Consider the following 16,677-nt stretch of genomic DNA (forward strand, 5'->3'; position numbering starts at 1 on the left):
ATGGCAGCACTTATTTTAGTTTTAGGCGACCAGCTTACCGAAACCTTACCGGCTATTACCGATGCTGTAAAAAGCAAAGACACCATTTTAATGGCGGAGGTCCGTGAAGAAGCCACTTACGTAAAACATCATAAGAAAAAAATTGCGTTTTTATTTAGCGCTATGCGCCATTTTGCCAATAGTCTACGTGATAAAAACTATAACGTTAACTACGTTCACTATACCGATAGCGCTAACAAAGGCGACTTACTTGCCCAAGTTAAGCACGCATTGAGCGAAAAGGATTTTGATGAAGTAAAAGTGACCATGCCTGGTGAGTACCGCTTGTTAAAGAGTATGGAACAATGGGAACACGTGCTTGGCATACCCGTTACCATCTGCGATGACAATCGATTTCTATCCACGCCCCAAGAGTTTACTGACTGGGCGGAAGGTAAAAAACAGCTTCGCATGGAGTTTTTTTACCGTGAAATGCGTCGCAAACACAACGTACTTATGGAGGGGAAAAACCCTATAGGTGGTAAGTGGAATTACGATGCCCAAAATCGTGAATCTATGCCAGAAACTCACAAAGTGCCTAAGCACACCACATTCGATATTGACGATATCACTTCAGATGTTATCGAGTTAGTAAAAAACGAATTCAGCGATCATTTTGGCGATATTGATAACTTTCACTTTGCGGTCACTCGGGAAGATGCCCTTACCGTTTTAAACACCTTCATAGAAGAAAGGCTGCCTAATTTCGGTCAGTATCAAGACGCCATGGTCGAGGGAAAGCCTTGGCTTTATCATTCTCATATCGCGTTCTACCTAAACTGCGGATTATTAACCCCAAAAGAAGCCATTCAAGCCGCCGAGCAAGCGTACCATGCTGGGCAAGTACCTCTTAATTCTGCCGAAGGGTTTATTCGACAGATATTAGGCTGGCGTGAATACGTGAGAGGTTTTTATTGGCATTTTATGCCGAATCTAAAAACGGATAACTACTTTAACAACAGCCGCGCGTTGCCTTCGTTCTTTTGGGATGCACAGACCAACATGAACTGTATGCGCCAATGTATTAAAGAGACCCAACAAAACGCATATGCCCACCACATACAGCGGCTGATGGTGATTGGTAACTTCAGCCTGTTAACCGAACTGAGCCCTGAAGAGGTACAAGCGTGGTATTTGCTTGTTTATGCCGATGCTTATGAATGGGTTGAGCTGCCCAATGTAGCGGGAATGATCTTGTACAGCGACGGTGGAAACTTAGCAAGTAAACCCTATGTCGCTAGCGGTAGCTATATCAATAAAATGAGTAACTACTGCAAGAACTGTGGCTATCAGGTTTCAAAGAAAACGGGACCAAAAGCTTGTCCCTTTAACTACCTATATTGGCATTTTATAGATAAGCACAAAGAAAAGTTAAGTAACAATCACCGTATGGCCATGATTTATAAAACCTACGGGCGAATGAAAGAAGAAAATATAGAAACCATGAAACAGGATGCGGCGATATTTCTAACAAAGCTGACTAAAAATGAAGAAGTCTGACTTACCCACCAAGATGTGCCCGGTCTGTGATAGGCCGTTTACTTGGCGCAAGAAATGGGAGAAAAACTGGGAAAACGTGCGTTACTGCTCAAAGCGCTGTGCCGGGAATAAAAACAAACGTTCGACCCTCTGATATAGCTGTATGCGGCGACATTCTATATACGAGAAGTCAGAGTTTTAACATGCCTAGCGCTCGTTATGCTTACTCAAGGAATGTCCGATTAAACATTCGCACCGGTCATCTCGTATACATTAGAAGAGCCATACAAGGAGTGTGTTATGGAAGCACCAATAACCGTAGATCGACTGCGTTTTCTTATCTTCAATGCTAAAGAGAAATTATGGGTAAAACCATTGGGGTTCTGCCTTCTTTCTATTTTAGTTGTATTTCTAGCCAAAGTGGCAGACGGAACATCGTTGGCTGAGCATATTCCTGAAATAAAACCTGAATCAGTTGAAACGCTGCTTTCGATAATGGCATCAAGTATGATGGTAATTGCCACATTTTCTGCGGGTACCATGGTCAATGCATATGCTTCAGCTAGCCAGTCATCAACGCCGCGATCGTTAAGCCTTATTATTTCTGACGATGTATCCCAAAATGCATTGTCCGTTTTTATTGGGGCATTTATTTACAGTGCTGTTGCACTTACAGCAATGACCCAAGCTTTTTTTGATGAAGCAGGGCTCTTCTTATTATTTTGTTTAACGTGCTGTGCATTTGCGATAGTAATTTTAACCTTTATTCGATGGGTAGACAGCGTTGCTCGGTTAGGCCGCGTGGGTTCTACCATATTAAAAGTAGAAAAAGCTACACAAAGAGCAATTGAACATCGAATTAAAACGCCATGTTTAGGGGCTGTTCCCTTAAAAGCGATATCTCAAAGTAAGATAAAAGAGCAGGGCACTCAGCCAGTTTTTAGTCAGCGAGTAGGGTACATTCAACTTATCGATATAGCGCGAATTCAGCGGTGGGCCTGTGAAAACGACGCGTTCATTAATGTAAATATGCTTCCAGGGGAATTTGTTACGCCAGATAAAGTACTTGCCTATGTTAATAAAAAAGATGATTTGGACGCTATTGAACAGGCATATACGATATCTGAGGAGCGTTCATTTGAAGCGGATCCACGTTTTGGTTTTGTTGTATTAGCCGAAATCGCTTCCCGAGCACTTTCACCCGCAATCAATGATCACGGAACAGCCATTAGCATTATTAGCAGTGTGACTAGACTGCTGCTGTTGTGGCAACCATCAGAACATACCACAGCGGATGAACAAGAACGTCAGGATAAAAATTATCAATACGACCGAATTTCGGTACCAGAATTATCTATTCATGACCTGTTTGACGACGCCTATACCAGTATTAGCCGTGACGGTGCTGCTAATATAGAAGTCGCTATTCACATTCAAAAGTCACTCAACGCTATTATTAATTGTTTTGATAACAACAGCGGATTTAAAGAGACAGCCACACATTTCGCGAAACAAAGCTTTAAAAGAAGTGAGCAGGATTTAACGTTTTCTGATGATATCGAGAGGCTTAGCAAATGTTTCAATCAAAGTTCAGATTAACGAATGCTTACAAACAGATACTTGTGTTGTAAATGCGATGCCAATATGTTTACCTGGAATTAAAAAACGAGGAGATTCATATGTTTAAGCAACTTTTGGCAAGTGTGGGTATTGGTAAGGCTAAGGTCGACACTCTGCTGCTTTCGGATAAATTACAAGCGGGACAAACATTTGATATCGAAGTTGTTATACGAGGCGGCGACGTTGAACAACAACTTCAAGGGTTAGAGTTTGCTGTTATGGCTAGCGCGAAGACAGAGGCAGATTTAGGCGACAATGAAGTCGAATACAATAAGAGCGTCGTCCTGCAAAGCTGGCAACAATCGTTCAGCTTGTTGATACAGCCAGGTGAAACCGTCACTAAACAGTTCACGTTAGATTTGCATCCAGAAGTACCGGCAACTTATCTATTTGGTCATCAAATTGGTACAGTATGGTTGCAAACAGGACTAGATATTAAATCTGGAATAGATGCTAGCGACAAGGATGGCCTAACGATAGAGCCGTCTAAAACGCAATTAGCGGTGCTGAAATTAATTTCTGACAGCGGATACCGATTATTCAAATCTGATATAGAATCTGGTGGAGTTCGCGCTCGTGAATTTGTATCACATTTACCTTGTTATCAAGAGTACGAATTCAAGCCAGAATCACGTAGCTTATTTGGCGCTCGAGAACTAGAAGTTACGTTCGTTGATAATGGCAATGAAACTGGCGTACTGATTGAAGTCGATCGCGCATTTTTAGGTGATGGGTATAAGAGCACATCTATACCTAATAGCTGTGTTACGACAGAATCAGTTCGCCACTATATCGAGCCACTTCTAGGGTAAATTCATGACAAGGTGCCGAGTAACTAAACTTTTATTCGGCTCTTATGTGCTACTCATTATAGTAGTTTCTTTATAACCGTATCCTTTAAACTGTTTTCTGAAAGTGCCTCAAATATATCGCATGAGCCTAGATAAAAAAAAGGGCTATTGAGTACGACACATGTTGAATGATTGACCAATTCAATTACTAACTCATTTAATATTCCTGCAATAATGTCACTAAAATTAGCTTTAATTAATACTATGGAAAAATACACCCGATATTTAAAGCCTAACGATTCAAGTAAAAACCTCTTTTAATACACATCAATTTAAAGGCTAACCAGTTTAAAACGGTTAAATATAGAATCGTGCGCTATGTGAATGAAATAGAAAAATCAGGGCTGTCATGCTGCAGATTTCACGTAGCGCACGATTCAATTTATCACGCCTAAATCAAATCATCTGAGCGGTTTTAAATTAAAAACATCGACGTAAGTTAGACGTTTACGCACAAGCCCAAAACAAAACACAGTGCCAACGCAGCAACCACGCACAAAAGTCTGTAAGTAATCACAGCCAACAAACCAACCAAATAGAGCGACATCATCGCCCTAATCGTCCACACGCTTAATTACGCATAATGTATATTATGTTAAATAGAGTATTAAAGTTGATGGTGAATGAGCCAGATTGAGCTTTGCAAGGAGTACTGCGCTATCCTTCCCCTAATAATTAGGTATACGTAAGGTTTAATGACAATTAGCACAGACAAACAATAAACTTAATCATGCTCCTAAAAATATGTATCAGGCTTTAGTCTTCTTTACTTTTTATAATGAAAGTACAGCCAGTAATATTAATTATTAACTAAATCAGCCAAAGGCTTTACGGTGATGAATTAAATAAAGGAAACTAATTATTTCTAAGATAAGACGACTAGCTGTAAGGTTAAGTTTTTTCTAACATTTAGCGTTAAATGTAATAATTGAGGCCGCTAAAACCCATTTATTAGTAGCTCTTTATTTTAAATATCATCAATTATCTATACTTTTTATTAAATTAAACATCGTGCATGGAGACCGTTCATTGTTTTAAAGTTGGGTGGCGTGGATAGCACGTAGAATTAATAATTATCGACGCGATGTTTATTGAATTCATATCTGCGTAGACGTCGTTTATTCGGCAAGGTACCGTAGTCGCCATTAGATAGGCGCTCTATGAAAAGCATATAAAAAGCAAAGGTAATAACTACTAGGTTATCGCCTATTCCGCTTTTGTAACGTTTATTTTTAACTCGTTTGGTTTTGAAAAATGTGCGATTAACCAGCAAACATGTTGGAAGTAAATCATGTGAAGTACTTCTTTTATAAATAAGCTCTTAGGGTGTTTTTTCATCACTTTTCAGCTCATTTTTTAGGCGTCTCTACGTGAAATCTGAGCGCGCATTCGGGGTGTTACCTTGCAGATTTCACGTAGCGCACGATTTAAATTACACAAAAAAGCACTATCTCAGCAGGCCACAAGCGTTATCGAGCGATATGGTTTGGAATAATTACGAGATAGACCAACAATCGACGGCATTGAAATACCTAAGCTGTATATATTTACAGTGGTATGGTAGAGTAGGAATGTACTTGAGATTATAATAGCAAAGCGGTTTGTGGAATGATGAATGGATTAGTGCGTAGCTTCACGCATGATAATTACAGTTATCATGCGTGAATATTGTTGTATATCAATAGTTTATCAAGTTCTGTTAAATCTAGCATAATAGTTACATTAATGTCTTCACCAGGTTGCTCAATGCCCTCAAAAACTAATAGCTCATACTTGCTCACAACTCAATTAGTTAACAGCAACAGTGATAGCAGCTCACAGCCACAGGAGTCAAGCAGTGCGACGGTTCCAGCTTTTGGTATCGAGTACTCTCGTGGTAAGCAGCACACGTCAGGTTCTGACGACCTAACAACAAGTCAATTTTCATCTTCTGAAAAAAACGTTGAAAGCTATTATCAAGATATTTTTATCAAGCTTCCATACAACACACAACGGGCATACATTAGTGACTACAATGAGTTCGCAATTTTTTGTAAGCAAGCTGGATTAAATGGCTTTAAGAACAACTTCGAACACAATGAGATCTGCATTAAACAATATGTTGAAGCCTTGTGTCGTTCTCCCCTAGCCTATAGAACCATTAAGCGTCGGTTATCTGCCCTTAGTAAATTTTTAGGCGTGGCTAAATTGCCAAACCCAATTATTAGATCTGCGTATCTAAGAGACTTCATCCGTTTATCGCTTATAGAGAATAGAAAGTTTCGCTTGTCTCACAAACAAGCGGTTCCGCTTACGATAGATATGCTTGAACAAATAAACAATGCAATTATTCCTGATTCTTTATTAGAGCTCCGCGACCTTGCAATCATTAACCTGATGTTTGATGCATTGCTTCGCGCTGATGAACTAGTTCGAGTTTGCATCGAGGATATATCTGCGCGTAATAACACGCTGTTGGTTGTTTCTTCGAAAAGCGACCAGTCTGGTCAAGGTCAATATCGCTATGTTTCTTCCAGCACTATATCTATGGTTCAAGAGTATATTAACGAAGCTAATCTTGACCCAAAAACTAAAGCAACCCGCCTTTCTTCAGATTTACGCGGCCTGCACAAAGGCGTTTTGTTTAGACGACTAACAAACCATAAAACAGCACTTTTGCCATTTGATGAGAACATTCCTAGCCATAAGGCAAATGTACTTAACTATTCGAGTGTCTATCGGATTTGGCAACGCATTGCTCAACGCGCAGGTATTAGCGAAAACATTACCCCTCATAGCGGTCGTGTTGGTGGTGCAGTTTCTCTAGCCGAAGATGGCGCATCTTTACCCGAGCTTCAACTGGCTGGAGGTTGGCAATCACCGGAAATGCCTGGGCATTATACAAAACAGGCTAACGTAAAGCGTGGTGGAATGGCAAAATTGTCGGCAAAACGGAAAAGATAAAGCTCATTAAATACAGTAACTTAATTAATGCAGGGTTACGCATAACCAATAACATCAGTAACAATGTCTTACTCACCTACTCTCTCCATTCTTTTACCAATCTGAAACTGTATTACTCGCGTATCAAAAGGTAAATTTGCCCTAAACCTATATTAATGAATAGGTTTTCTAAGTTGGCAAACATTCAAGTAAAAGGAGTGATATATGAGTAGCGGTATTGATACAAAGCACGGAAAATTACTCGCGGAAATGGTGGTTCCCTCGTCGTCATGGAATGTCCAACCCGAGAAGCAAGACCCTTTCAAGTCACAAGAAGCAGCACTAGATTATTTAAACTCAAACAATGAGCCGTTATATCTCCACGTGCCATTAGCTCAATCTGATGATTACGTGAGAATCTGCGTAACTTCACGAGGCGATGATGTTGTTTTTACGATAAAAGATATCAATAACGGTGGTGAAACTTCATTGCATTATTCGCACATTAAAAACTTAGATAGCACAATTAGAACCTTAGTATCAGAATGTTGTGACCAAAAAATTAAAGCCCTTTAAATTAGGGCTTTCTTTCCGCCTATAAATTGCAAATTGCACTACCAAAGAATGCTAATCCACGTAAAGCCGGCCATCATTAAGCTAATGAACACCGCTGCCGAGCCGATATCTTTAGCACGCCCTATTAACAAATGGATGTCTGTACTGACATGATCACAGAGTTTCTCAATAGCGGTGTTGAGTAGCTCAGTGATAAGCACTATCAGTAAAGATATCACCAGCAATATACGTTCTACATGCGTAACGTCGATGAAAAACGCTACAGGTGTCATTATCAATATTGCGAAAATTTCTTGTCTGACCGCAGCTTCACTTAAAAAGGCTGCTCGAAGCCCCTTAAGTGAATAGTAAGTGGCATAGAGTACGCGTAAAATACCTGTCCGTTTTCTTATCATGATAAGTAATTTTAAGATTAGTTACAGCCTTACAAAACGTAACTGACCTTCGTTACATCTACATGACGGCGAAGGTATTTATCATGGATATTTAAAGCATTTTCGACGCTATTCGCCGCATTAATTTATACTTTCACAGCTAGCACGTCTGTTTTAACACCATGTAGTACTGCATTGGCCGTTGACCCAAGTAACAAACGAAGACCGCTCTGGCCATGGGTGCCGACAACAATGAGATCTGCATTAATCTTTTCGGCCATATGGTGAATCTCATCAGCAGGAGAACCTATCTCTACATTGATGTGGCTGTAAGGTATATCATGTTTTGCAGCAACGTCTTTTAATTGCCTTAATGCCTGCTCTCTTACTTCTTCTGAAAAATCCCGTTCTAAAAATAGTCCGTAAGGCTCTACATTGGTTTGTGGATAAGCAACATACAGGAGGTGAATTTTGTGACTATTGCCCGCTATAGCGATGGCTTTCTCCACCACTAATTCGTAGTCAGAATAAATATCTATAGGTACTAAAATTGTTTCGTAACCTTGCATTGTGGCTGTCCTCAATTTTTGTTAGGTAGCAGTGCTTTTCTACCATACCGTTAACTGATTCCCTTAAATAGTAGTGGTACACAAATAATTATTCTTTGAGCTAGGTCAATGATTAGTCTGTAGCCTCATTCATAATCAGTGTATACACATTAGTTCTAGCGAACGTTACGTATCCTTACCGTAAAAGAATGAGAGAAATGAGTATGAAAACGGCAATAGTTGTTATAGCAACACTTCTCCTTTTCGCCTGTGACCAGGGCGCGCAGTCACCTCGCGGCTTTAGCTTGCCCGAAGGCAATATGGAAAAAGGCTATCTGGTATTTAAGAAGTATCAGTGCCAAGACTGTCACAGAATCGCAGGAGAAAAAGAGTCCGACAATGCGCAGTACCTAGTCGCGAAGCCTATTCCGTTGGGAGGCAGCAGTGGAAGAATTAAAACTTATGCAGAGTTGGTGACAAGTATTATTAACCCATCACACAAACTTACTCCTCGACAGCCTGCCAGTTTCACCAGCGAAGACGGTGTGTCATTAATGCGAGTTGTAAATGACGAGCTAACCGTTTCTGAACTAATAGATTTAGTGGCGTATCTTCAGCCTAAATATAAAGTAACACCCTACAGAACTAGTGATTACCGCCTCTATCAACTGCGTATTCCAAGCGAGCCATCTAAAGATTAACTCGCAGTTTTAGGCATTAAAAAACGAACAGCGTGACTCCACAATCGCTATTTGATTTGGAGTCATGGCTTAGCCGTTTTTAAGATACCGCTTTCGTTTCTTTCTCAATTTCTGCCAATAAACTACAAGGCATAAAGCTTTCAGCATTTGCTTCTTTTAAGTGTAATTTAAATCTATCGGGAACGTCGTCGGTTAAGAAACTTCCTGTTTTCACTAACGGGAAGATTTCGTCGTAACGCGCAATATGACACTGATCTACCCGTCTGAATATATGGGTACGATTTAGTTCGCTAGTTCTCACATGTCCTGTAGAAGACAAGATATCCATCAGCGCATGAATGGTTTTTTTGTGAAAGCGGTACACGCGCTCATACTTGTCTTCAACGTTTAAGCCCTTGGTAAGCTTAGGGTCTTGCGTTGCTACACCGGTCGGACATTTATTCGTATTGCATGACAGCGACTGAACACATCCAAGTGCCAACATCATTCCCCTAGCGCTGTTGCACAGATCTGCTCCCAAGCTCAGGTTTTTAGCCAACTGAAAAGCGGTAATGATTTTACCCGATGCAATTATTTTGATTTTGTCGCGCAGGCCAAAACCCGTCAGGCAATCGTCCACAAAAGCTAGTGCTTCACGAAGAGGAAATCCAATAGAATTGGTGTATTCGAGTGGTGCCGCTCCTGTGCCGCCTTCGCCGCCATCAACCGTTATAAAGTCTGGCGTAATCTCCTTTTCAACCATGGCCTTACACATAGCTATAAACTCACTTTTTCGGCCGAGCGCAAGTTTAATTCCAACCGGTTTAGACCCACTTAATTCTCGTAACTGGCTTATAAAATCAATCATTTCTAACGGCGTTGAAAAAGCTTTGTGTCTAGGTGGAGAATCAACTTGAGTGCCAGGCTCAACGCCACGAATTTCCGCTATTTCGGGCGTGTTTTTATACGCTGGAAGAATACCGCCGTGCCCGGGCTTAGCTCCTTGGCTTAGCTTTATTTCTATCATTTTTACATTGTCGAGTTTGGCTTTTTCTTCAAAAAGAACAGGATCGAAACCGCCATCTTTACTTCTACAACCAAAGTATCCCGTACCAATTTGCCAAACTATATCGCCACCGTTTTCGAGGTGATATGGGGTTAAACCACCCTCACCTGTGTTATGGTAAAACCCGCCTTTTGCAGCACCTTTATTTAGCGCCAAAATGGCATTTTTTGACAAGCTTCCAAAGCTCATTGCGCTTATGTTAAGTATGCTTGCACGATACGGCTTTTTGCAGTGAGGACCACCTACCGTCACTCGGGGATCTTCATCCATGTCTTCCACTTCGCGAGCAGATAAAGAATGGCCAATCCACTCATAGCCATCTTTATAAGTATCAAGTTGTGTACCGAAAGGGACTGTTTCTCTACTGTTTTTCGCACGTTGATAAATAATCGAACGAAACATGCGGGAAATAGGTGCTCCGCCAGTATCGGTTTCTATGATGTATTGCTGGATGTAGGGCCTTAGTCCCTCGACGGTCCACCTCACTCTGCCAATTAATGGAAAGTTCCGTAAAATGGCATGCTTGGTTTGGAAGGCATCATATAGACCAAAAATGAGTAGCGTGACTGATAAAAGTAAAAACCACCACACTGGCGACCACAACATGCCAATCACCACATTAAGGGCGACCAGCAAGATGAGTATGCTTAAAATTGTTAAACGCATTCAAAGTCCTTCTTAATTTCGGCCATATCAAAATCAGATAATATGCCTATAACCCTGTTCAATACACCTGAAATCGGGAACTAGGTTCACTTTAGCGATAAACAACTGATTTTACATCTAAAACCACTTAGCCTGATTTTACAAAGTAGAGGTTACGCGTTACCAATTCATGACTTATTGATACTTTTTTAGCTGCGAAAACAAGCTATTACATGCTAATCTAAAAGCATTAGAATATTAGATTCATCCAGTGTTTATTATATTGGGTTAGAAATGATGTGACCTGTAAAGGGCAACGGATTTTACGTTCAACATTTTTGAAAGGTAATTCATGGAGTATGCATTTCTTCTTTTCGCATTTATATGCGGCTTATCAGTAAAACTAATTGGCATCCCTCCTCTTGTCGGCTATTTGGTAGCTGGCTTTTTATTAAACTTTGCAGGTTACACACTCACTGAAGACTTAAGCCAGATAGCCAATTTGGGTATTACTATTATGCTCTTTACCATTGGCTTGAAACTTAATATCCGCGATTTGAGTCGTCGAGAAGTTTGGGCGGGAAGTGTTTCACACACCTTAATATGGGTGGGCGTTATTACTTGTTGTGTTTATGCAATAAGTACGATTGCCGCCAATTTCGTTGACGGCCTTACTTGGAAAAGCGCTACGCTTATCGCATTTGCACTTAGTTTCAGCAGTACCGTGTGTGTAGTTAAGGTGTTAGAAGAAAGCGGTGAAAGTAAAACCCGCCACGGCCGCCTTGCTATAGGCATTTTAGTTATGCAGGACGTTTTTGCTGTTATCTTTCTTGTTGCAGCAACTGGAAAGCTCCCCTCTGTGTGGGCGCTTGCGTTGTTGGCCTTATTCCCAGCAATGCCAATCATAAACAAAATGATTAATAAGTCGGGCCACGGTGAACTGCTTCCGCTTACTGGCTTTATCCTCGCCTTGGGTGGCTATCACTTGTTTGAGCTGGTAAACATTAAAGGCGATCTTGGGGCACTAATCTTTGGAATCATGTTAGCGCAGCATGAAAAGGCTTCGGAGCTAGCGAAGTCGCTGCTTAGTTTTAAGGATCTCTTCTTAATCGGCTTCTTCCTTACTATCGGTCTTACCGCCCTTCCCGATCTCAGTATGATTGTCCTTGCTATCGTGTTCTGCTTATTTATACCATTAAAAGCAGCACTCTTTTTCGGCTTATTTACGTCACTTCGCCTTCGCGGTCGCACGGCTTACTTGAGCAGCTTGGTGCTTTCAAATTACAGTGAATTTGGGCTTATTGTTGGCGCACTAGCCGTTTCATTAGGTTTATTGGCAAACTCTTGGTTAGTGGTCATTGCTTTAGCCGTCTCTATTTCATTCGTTATTACCAGCGTGCTCTATCGCAATTCTCATTCTCAATATCACAATCATAAACAAACCATTAAACGTTTTGAGAAAAACGAGCGCTTAAAAGAAGACATTTATCCTACTCTCCACAACGCGGAGTTTTTAGTGTTGGGGATGGGACGAGTTGGTCGCGGTGCCTTCAATGCGTTATCTAAATTAAGTGATGTGAGCGTATGGGGAATGGACGCCGACCGAGTAAAAGTAAAAGAGTTATCAGACGAAGGCTTAAACGTAATATGCGGCGACGGTGAAGACGTCGATTTGTGGGATAATTTAGATATCAAACAGATTCAGCTTGTTTTGCTTGCTCTGCCTTCTATCCAGGACTCAATAAACATCACACGTCAGCTTAAAAACGCGGGCTATGTTGGAAAAGTTGCAGCCATTGCACGCTATGAAGATGAAGTATCACATCTATTAGAAAACGGTGTAGATAAAGTCTTCAACTTCTTTACCGAAGCAGGGCTTGGTTTTGCTGAAGAAAGTCTTGCTTATGCGCGTGCACAACAGTAATGCTGTTCTAAATGCGAACAATGGATGAATTGAGAAACGTTATCGTTTGTAAACAACTGTTTTGCAAAGACTTTTTTGACATGTGGTCAAATTTAGACTAAACTTCACGCAAATACGTTAATAGGGTTTACACAATGCAAGGTGATAAACAAGTTGTTGCAAAATTGAACGAAGTACTGACAAGTGAACTTACTTCGATAAATCAATACTTTCTGCACGCTCGTATGTTCAAAAACTGGGGTTTTTCTGAACTTAACGAAAAGAATTATAAAAAGTCTATCAAGGACATGAAGCAAGCGGACGATCTTATCGAGCGCATTTTATTCCTTGAGGGCCTTCCTAATCTTCAAGCCTTAGGCAAGCTTTATATCGGTGAAGATACCGTTGAAATGCTGTCATGTGATGCGCGTTTTCAAAAGGAACAGCTTCCACTACTTCGTGAAGCTATCGCGCTGTGTGAAGAAAAGCAGGATTATGTTTCTCGAGATTTGCTTGAAGACCTTCTTGAATATGAAGAAGAGCACCTAGACTGGATTGAAACGCAAGAATACCAAATTGATGCTATGGGTATAGAGAACTACCTACAAGCGCAAGTAATGGGAGATGACTAATGAAAGGTAACCAAGCAATCATCAATGGCTTAAACGAACTACTCTCTTATGAGTTAGCCGCCATGGATCAGTATTTCATTCACTCTCAGATGTATCTTGATTGGGGTTTGAATAAGCTTTACGAACGCATCGATCATGAATTTGATGACGAGCGTGGACATGCAACTAAGCTAATTGAACGCATGCTGTTTTTAGAAGGTACGCCTGACATGACGAAGCGCACAGGCTTCAAAGTTGGTAAAGATGTACCTGAGATGCTAGAAAGCGATTTACGTGTTGAATATGAAGTTGATGCAAAGTTACGTGAAGTTATTGCGCTTTGTGAAACCGAGAAAGACTATGTTACTCGTGACATGCTAATTGTACTACTAGACGATACAGAGATGGATCACGCACACTGGCTAGAGCAGCAGCTTGGCCTTATTAAGCGTTTAGGGCTTCAAAACTATTTGCAGTCGCAAATGTAAAAAATAGCGTTCACGCTACAATTTACAGGTAATTAATAAAAAGGCCGCTCTTTAAATAAAGAGCGGCCTTTTTTGTTCGTTTACTCTCCCTTCTATAGAAAGTATTAACAGTTACTGCTGCGTAACAAAATACAAATAGCTGGGGCTTTCTATATCTTTAATATTTAGACGCAACTGCCATTTCATCACTGGCTCACTACAGCTACCTAACATAAACCAACCTGACCATTTACCTTCCCCGTCGTTATCTAACAGCACGGGAATTTTGCCCATATACATGTTTACCCCTTCAATCCATGCACTTTCTATTTCCTCTCCCTCAGGAACTAAGAGCTTAACCGTTACTGACTCTTCGGCGTCAGGCATGGTTGAAAAAGTGGCAATGGCCAACTTGTCATCAATTAAGAATTCGCAAGTTTCATTGACAAAGTTGCAGCTATTTCCTATTCCATTAATTACATTTGTATCTTTTAATGCCGATGATTGGAATTTATGAGCAAGGTACACGCATACGGCTACGACGATAATGGCCACTAGCGGAAGCTGGGAATGTAAAAATTTTGATCGTTTATTGTTATCGTTATTTAGCATTTCTTAAATTTTGTGTATTTCTTCATTGACGGAGATCAAGCTTAGGTAGTTTATGGTATCTTTTTGTAATTAAAAACCTTATCATCCGCGTACCAACTGGCTTGGAGACAATAATTATTACTCTTTCCGAGCTCGGTGTGAAGCGTTATTCCTTAGCTGATACACGTCTCGACCGTACTATTCCGGCAGTTGGAGACCATAGTTCATTTGAAGTGGAAGATTCATTAAAATGAGTGAAATAAGCCAAGCACAACCTGACTACAATTATAAAGTAGTTAGGCAATTTACCATCATGACCATAGTCTGGGGTATCATTGGTATGGGCCTAGGGGTATTTATTGCCGCGCAGTTATTTGCACCTATGCTTAACTTTGACACACCATGGCTAACATTCTCACGTTTGCGTCCGTTGCACACTAACGCCGTTATTTTTGCCTTCGGCGGCTGTGCGCTATTTGCAACGTCGTACTACATCGTTCAGCGTACCTGCCAGGTAAGACTGTTCAGTGACAAACTTGCCGCATTTACCTTTTGGGGTTGGCAAGCCGTTATCGTTTTAGCTGTTATTACCCTGCCTATGGGTTTAACCAGCTCAAAAGAATACGCTGAACTAGAATGGCCAATTGATATCCTTTTGGCACTGGTTTGGGTCGCTTATATCATTAACTTCTTCGGAACCCTAGTAATCCGTAAAGTTTCGCACATCTATGTTGCAAACTGGTTCTTAGGCGCGTTCATGTTAACTGTTGCAATTCTCCATATTGGTAACAGCATGGCTATTCCGGTATCTTTCACTAAATCGTATTCACTGTATGCAGGCGCAGTAGACGCTATGATGCAGTGGTGGTACGGCCATAACGCGGTAGGCTTTTTCCTAACTGCGGGCTTCCTTGGTATGATGTACTACTTCGTACCTAAGCAAGCTGGTCGCCCGGTTTATTCATACAGACTTTCAATTGTTCACTTCTGGGCACTTATCTCTCTGTATATCTGGGCTGGTCCTCACCACCTTCACTACACTGCCCTACCAGACTGGACTCAGTCATTAGGTATGGTGATGTCTATTATCCTATTCGTTCCATCTTGGGGTGGTATGATTAACGGTATTATGACGCTATCTGGCGCGTGGCATAAACTTCGCACCGACCCAGTATTGCGTTTCCTTATTGTTTCATTGTCTTTCTACGGTATGTCTACCTTCGAAGGCCCAATGATGGCAATTAAGACCGTTAATGCACTATCACACTACACTGACTGGACAATTGGTCACGTACACTCTGGTGCTCTAGGTTGGGTTGCAATGGTTTCAATTGGTTCAATTTACCACTTAATTCCAGTGCTATTCGGTCAGCGCGCTATGTATAGCACCAAGCTAGTTAACGTACACTTCTGGTTCGCAACTATCGGTGTTGTTCTATACATCGTAGCAATGTGGATGTCTGGTGTACTACAGGGTCTAATGTGGCGTGCAGTAAATGCTGACGGTACGTTAACCTATAGCTTTGTTGAGTCATTAGAAGCATCTAAGCCTTTCTATGTGGTTCGTTTCATTGGTGGTTGTTTCGTGGTAGCAGGTATGCTTGTTATGGCATACAACACATGGAAAACCGTTCGTGCACCTAAAGGTAGTATCGCTGCAGATCCAGCGACTCAGCCAGCGTAGTAAAGGAGACGAATAATGAAAAACGCACATGAGTTAATTGAAAAGAACGTCGGTCTGTTAACGGTATTAATCCTTATCGCTATCAGCTTCGGTGCCATGGTTCAAATTACGCCGTTGATGTTTCAACAGCAAGTAATGGAACCAGTAACAGGCCTACGTCCATATACAGCGCTTGAGCTTGAAGGTCGTGACATCTACATCCGTGAAGGTTGTGTAGGGTGTCACAGCCAGATGATCCGTCCATTCCGCGCAGAAACAGAGCGTTATGGTCACTACAGCGTTGCCGGTGAGTCAGTATGGGAGCACCCTTTCCTTTGGGGTTCTAAGCGTACTGGTCCTGACCTAGCACGTGTGGGTGGTCGTTACAGCGACGAATGGCACCGAGTTCACCTGCTTAATCCTCGTAACGTAGTACCAGAGTCGAACATGCCAGGTTTCCCTTGGCTTGCGGAAAACACGCTTAATGGCGAGTTAACAGCTGAAAAAATGGAAGTATTCCGTGGATTTGGTGTTCCGTATACCGACGAAGATATTGCGGGTGCGAAAGCGGCAGTACAGGGTAAAACGGAAATGCAGGCCCTTATTGCTTATCTACAGTCTCTTGGCACACATTTGAAATAA

16 protein-coding genes are annotated in these 16,677 nt (G+C 41.3%); 12 read left to right on the forward strand and 4 right to left on the reverse strand.

The annotated features are described in order from the left end of the window. The 6 genes from ACXAER_RS00795 to ACXAER_RS00820 all read left to right on the forward strand — a co-directional run bounded on the left by ACXAER_RS00795 (position 1) and on the right by ACXAER_RS00820 (position 7,487). The gene (locus ACXAER_RS00795) at positions 1–1,539 is read left to right on the forward strand and encodes a cryptochrome/photolyase family protein (protein WP_474825688.1); all 1,539 of its coding nucleotides are present in this window, start codon (positions 1–3) and stop codon (positions 1,537–1,539) included. Continuing rightward, positions 1,526–1,672 carry a DUF2256 domain-containing protein gene (locus ACXAER_RS00800; RefSeq protein WP_474825689.1) on the forward strand — a complete coding sequence of 49 codons (147 nt, stop codon included), beginning with the start codon at positions 1,526–1,528 and terminating at the stop codon, positions 1,670–1,672. Before ACXAER_RS00795 ends, ACXAER_RS00800 begins: the two co-directional genes overlap by 14 nt. 146 nt (positions 1,673–1,818) lie before the next feature. Continuing rightward, positions 1,819–3,117 (forward strand): DUF2254 domain-containing protein, encoded by a 1,299-nt coding sequence (locus ACXAER_RS00805; RefSeq protein WP_474825691.1) that lies wholly within the window; start codon positions 1,819–1,821, stop codon positions 3,115–3,117. 80 nt (positions 3,118–3,197) lie between these two features. Beyond that, the gene (locus ACXAER_RS00810) at positions 3,198–3,950 is read left to right on the forward strand and encodes a sporulation protein (protein WP_474825693.1); all 753 of its coding nucleotides are present in this window, start codon (positions 3,198–3,200) and stop codon (positions 3,948–3,950) included. 1,785 nt (positions 3,951–5,735) lie between these two features. Further along, positions 5,736–6,932, forward strand: coding sequence for a tyrosine-type recombinase/integrase (locus ACXAER_RS00815; RefSeq protein WP_474825696.1), 1,197 nt, complete (start codon positions 5,736–5,738; stop codon positions 6,930–6,932). A 204-nt stretch (positions 6,933–7,136) separates the two neighbouring features. Further along, positions 7,137–7,487, forward strand: coding sequence for a hypothetical protein (locus ACXAER_RS00820; RefSeq protein ID WP_014949580.1), 351 nt, complete (start codon positions 7,137–7,139; stop codon positions 7,485–7,487). Between the two features lie 38 nt (positions 7,488–7,525). On the opposite strand, the gene ACXAER_RS00825 is transcribed toward ACXAER_RS00820, so the two are convergent. Beyond that, complete coding sequence (locus ACXAER_RS00825) at positions 7,526–7,882, reverse strand: diacylglycerol kinase (RefSeq protein ID WP_474825698.1); 357 nt, start codon at positions 7,880–7,882, stop codon at positions 7,526–7,528. 125 nt (positions 7,883–8,007) lie between these two features. Further along, on the reverse strand, positions 8,008–8,430 hold the full coding sequence (locus ACXAER_RS00830; RefSeq protein ID WP_014949582.1) for a universal stress protein: 423 nt from the start codon (positions 8,428–8,430) through the stop codon (positions 8,008–8,010). A gap of 203 nt (positions 8,431–8,633) precedes the next feature. Between ACXAER_RS00830 and ACXAER_RS00835 the strand changes: the two genes are divergently transcribed. Continuing rightward, positions 8,634–9,110, forward strand: a complete 477-nt coding sequence (locus tag ACXAER_RS00835) for a c-type cytochrome (protein ID WP_061096378.1) — start codon at positions 8,634–8,636, stop codon at positions 9,108–9,110. A 79-nt stretch (positions 9,111–9,189) separates the two neighbouring features. Here ACXAER_RS00835 and ACXAER_RS00840 read toward each other — a convergent pair whose 3' ends face one another. Further along, a complete protein-coding gene (locus ACXAER_RS00840) occupies positions 9,190–10,821 on the reverse strand; it encodes an FMN-binding glutamate synthase family protein (RefSeq protein WP_474825701.1) in 1,632 nt (543 codons plus the stop codon). A 331-nt stretch (positions 10,822–11,152) separates the two neighbouring features. Between ACXAER_RS00840 and ACXAER_RS00845 the strand changes: the two genes are divergently transcribed. The 3 genes from ACXAER_RS00845 (at position 11,153) to bfr (ACXAER_RS00855) (ending at position 13,802) form a co-directional block, all read left to right on the forward strand. Continuing rightward, the gene (locus ACXAER_RS00845) at positions 11,153–12,724 is read left to right on the forward strand and encodes a cation:proton antiporter domain-containing protein (protein ID WP_474825703.1); all 1,572 of its coding nucleotides are present in this window, start codon (positions 11,153–11,155) and stop codon (positions 12,722–12,724) included. Between the two features lie 134 nt (positions 12,725–12,858). Then, positions 12,859–13,335, forward strand: coding sequence for a bacterioferritin (bfr, locus tag ACXAER_RS00850; RefSeq protein ID WP_014949586.1), 477 nt, complete (start codon positions 12,859–12,861; stop codon positions 13,333–13,335). Beyond that, the gene (gene bfr / locus ACXAER_RS00855) at positions 13,335–13,802 is read left to right on the forward strand and encodes a bacterioferritin (RefSeq protein WP_014979359.1); all 468 of its coding nucleotides are present in this window, start codon (positions 13,335–13,337) and stop codon (positions 13,800–13,802) included. Before bfr (ACXAER_RS00850) ends, bfr (ACXAER_RS00855) begins: the two co-directional genes overlap by 1 nt. 111 nt (positions 13,803–13,913) lie before the next feature. Here bfr (ACXAER_RS00855) and ACXAER_RS00860 read toward each other — a convergent pair whose 3' ends face one another. Next, entirely contained in the window at positions 13,914–14,393 is a 480-nt protein-coding gene (locus ACXAER_RS00860) for a hypothetical protein (RefSeq protein ID WP_474825705.1), read from the reverse strand. Between the two features lie 229 nt (positions 14,394–14,622). Between ACXAER_RS00860 and ccoN the strand changes: the two genes are divergently transcribed. Then, a complete protein-coding gene (gene ccoN, locus ACXAER_RS00865) occupies positions 14,623–16,056 on the forward strand; it encodes a cytochrome-c oxidase, cbb3-type subunit I (protein ID WP_014949589.1) in 1,434 nt (477 codons plus the stop codon). A gap of 15 nt (positions 16,057–16,071) precedes the next feature. Further along, a complete protein-coding gene (ccoO, locus tag ACXAER_RS00870; protein ID WP_071951601.1) occupies positions 16,072–16,677 on the forward strand; it encodes a cytochrome-c oxidase, cbb3-type subunit II in 606 nt (201 codons plus the stop codon).

This window comes from Alteromonas sp. AWJ4_199, assembly GCF_056159165.1.

What these genes read in the sequence shown, in the direction of transcription:
- ACXAER_RS00795 (WP_474825688.1), top strand. Translation starts at nt 1, where the DNA reads ATGGCAGCACTTATTTTAGTTTTAGGCGACCAGCTTACCGAAACCTTA.
- ACXAER_RS00800 (WP_474825689.1), top strand. Translation starts at nt 1,526, where the DNA reads ATGAAGAAGTCTGACTTACCCACCAAGATGTGCCCGGTCTGTGATAGG.
- ACXAER_RS00805 (WP_474825691.1), top strand. Translation starts at nt 1,819, where the DNA reads ATGGAAGCACCAATAACCGTAGATCGACTGCGTTTTCTTATCTTCAAT.
- ACXAER_RS00810 (WP_474825693.1), top strand. Translation starts at nt 3,198, where the DNA reads ATGTTTAAGCAACTTTTGGCAAGTGTGGGTATTGGTAAGGCTAAGGTC.
- ACXAER_RS00815 (WP_474825696.1), top strand. Translation starts at nt 5,736, where the DNA reads ATGCCCTCAAAAACTAATAGCTCATACTTGCTCACAACTCAATTAGTT.
- ACXAER_RS00820 (WP_014949580.1), top strand. Translation starts at nt 7,137, where the DNA reads ATGAGTAGCGGTATTGATACAAAGCACGGAAAATTACTCGCGGAAATG.
- ACXAER_RS00825 (WP_474825698.1), bottom strand. Translation starts at nt 7,882, where the DNA reads ATGATAAGAAAACGGACAGGTATTTTACGCGTACTCTATGCCACTTAC.
- ACXAER_RS00830 (WP_014949582.1), bottom strand. Translation starts at nt 8,430, where the DNA reads ATGCAAGGTTACGAAACAATTTTAGTACCTATAGATATTTATTCTGAC.
- ACXAER_RS00835 (WP_061096378.1), top strand. Translation starts at nt 8,634, where the DNA reads ATGAAAACGGCAATAGTTGTTATAGCAACACTTCTCCTTTTCGCCTGT.
- ACXAER_RS00840 (WP_474825701.1), bottom strand. Translation starts at nt 10,821, where the DNA reads ATGCGTTTAACAATTTTAAGCATACTCATCTTGCTGGTCGCCCTTAAT.
- ACXAER_RS00845 (WP_474825703.1), top strand. Translation starts at nt 11,153, where the DNA reads ATGGAGTATGCATTTCTTCTTTTCGCATTTATATGCGGCTTATCAGTA.
- bfr (WP_014949586.1), top strand. Translation starts at nt 12,859, where the DNA reads ATGCAAGGTGATAAACAAGTTGTTGCAAAATTGAACGAAGTACTGACA.
- bfr (WP_014979359.1), top strand. Translation starts at nt 13,335, where the DNA reads ATGAAAGGTAACCAAGCAATCATCAATGGCTTAAACGAACTACTCTCT.
- ACXAER_RS00860 (WP_474825705.1), bottom strand. Translation starts at nt 14,393, where the DNA reads ATGCTAAATAACGATAACAATAAACGATCAAAATTTTTACATTCCCAG.
- ccoN (WP_014949589.1), top strand. Translation starts at nt 14,623, where the DNA reads ATGAGTGAAATAAGCCAAGCACAACCTGACTACAATTATAAAGTAGTT.
- ccoO (WP_071951601.1), top strand. Translation starts at nt 16,072, where the DNA reads ATGAAAAACGCACATGAGTTAATTGAAAAGAACGTCGGTCTGTTAACG.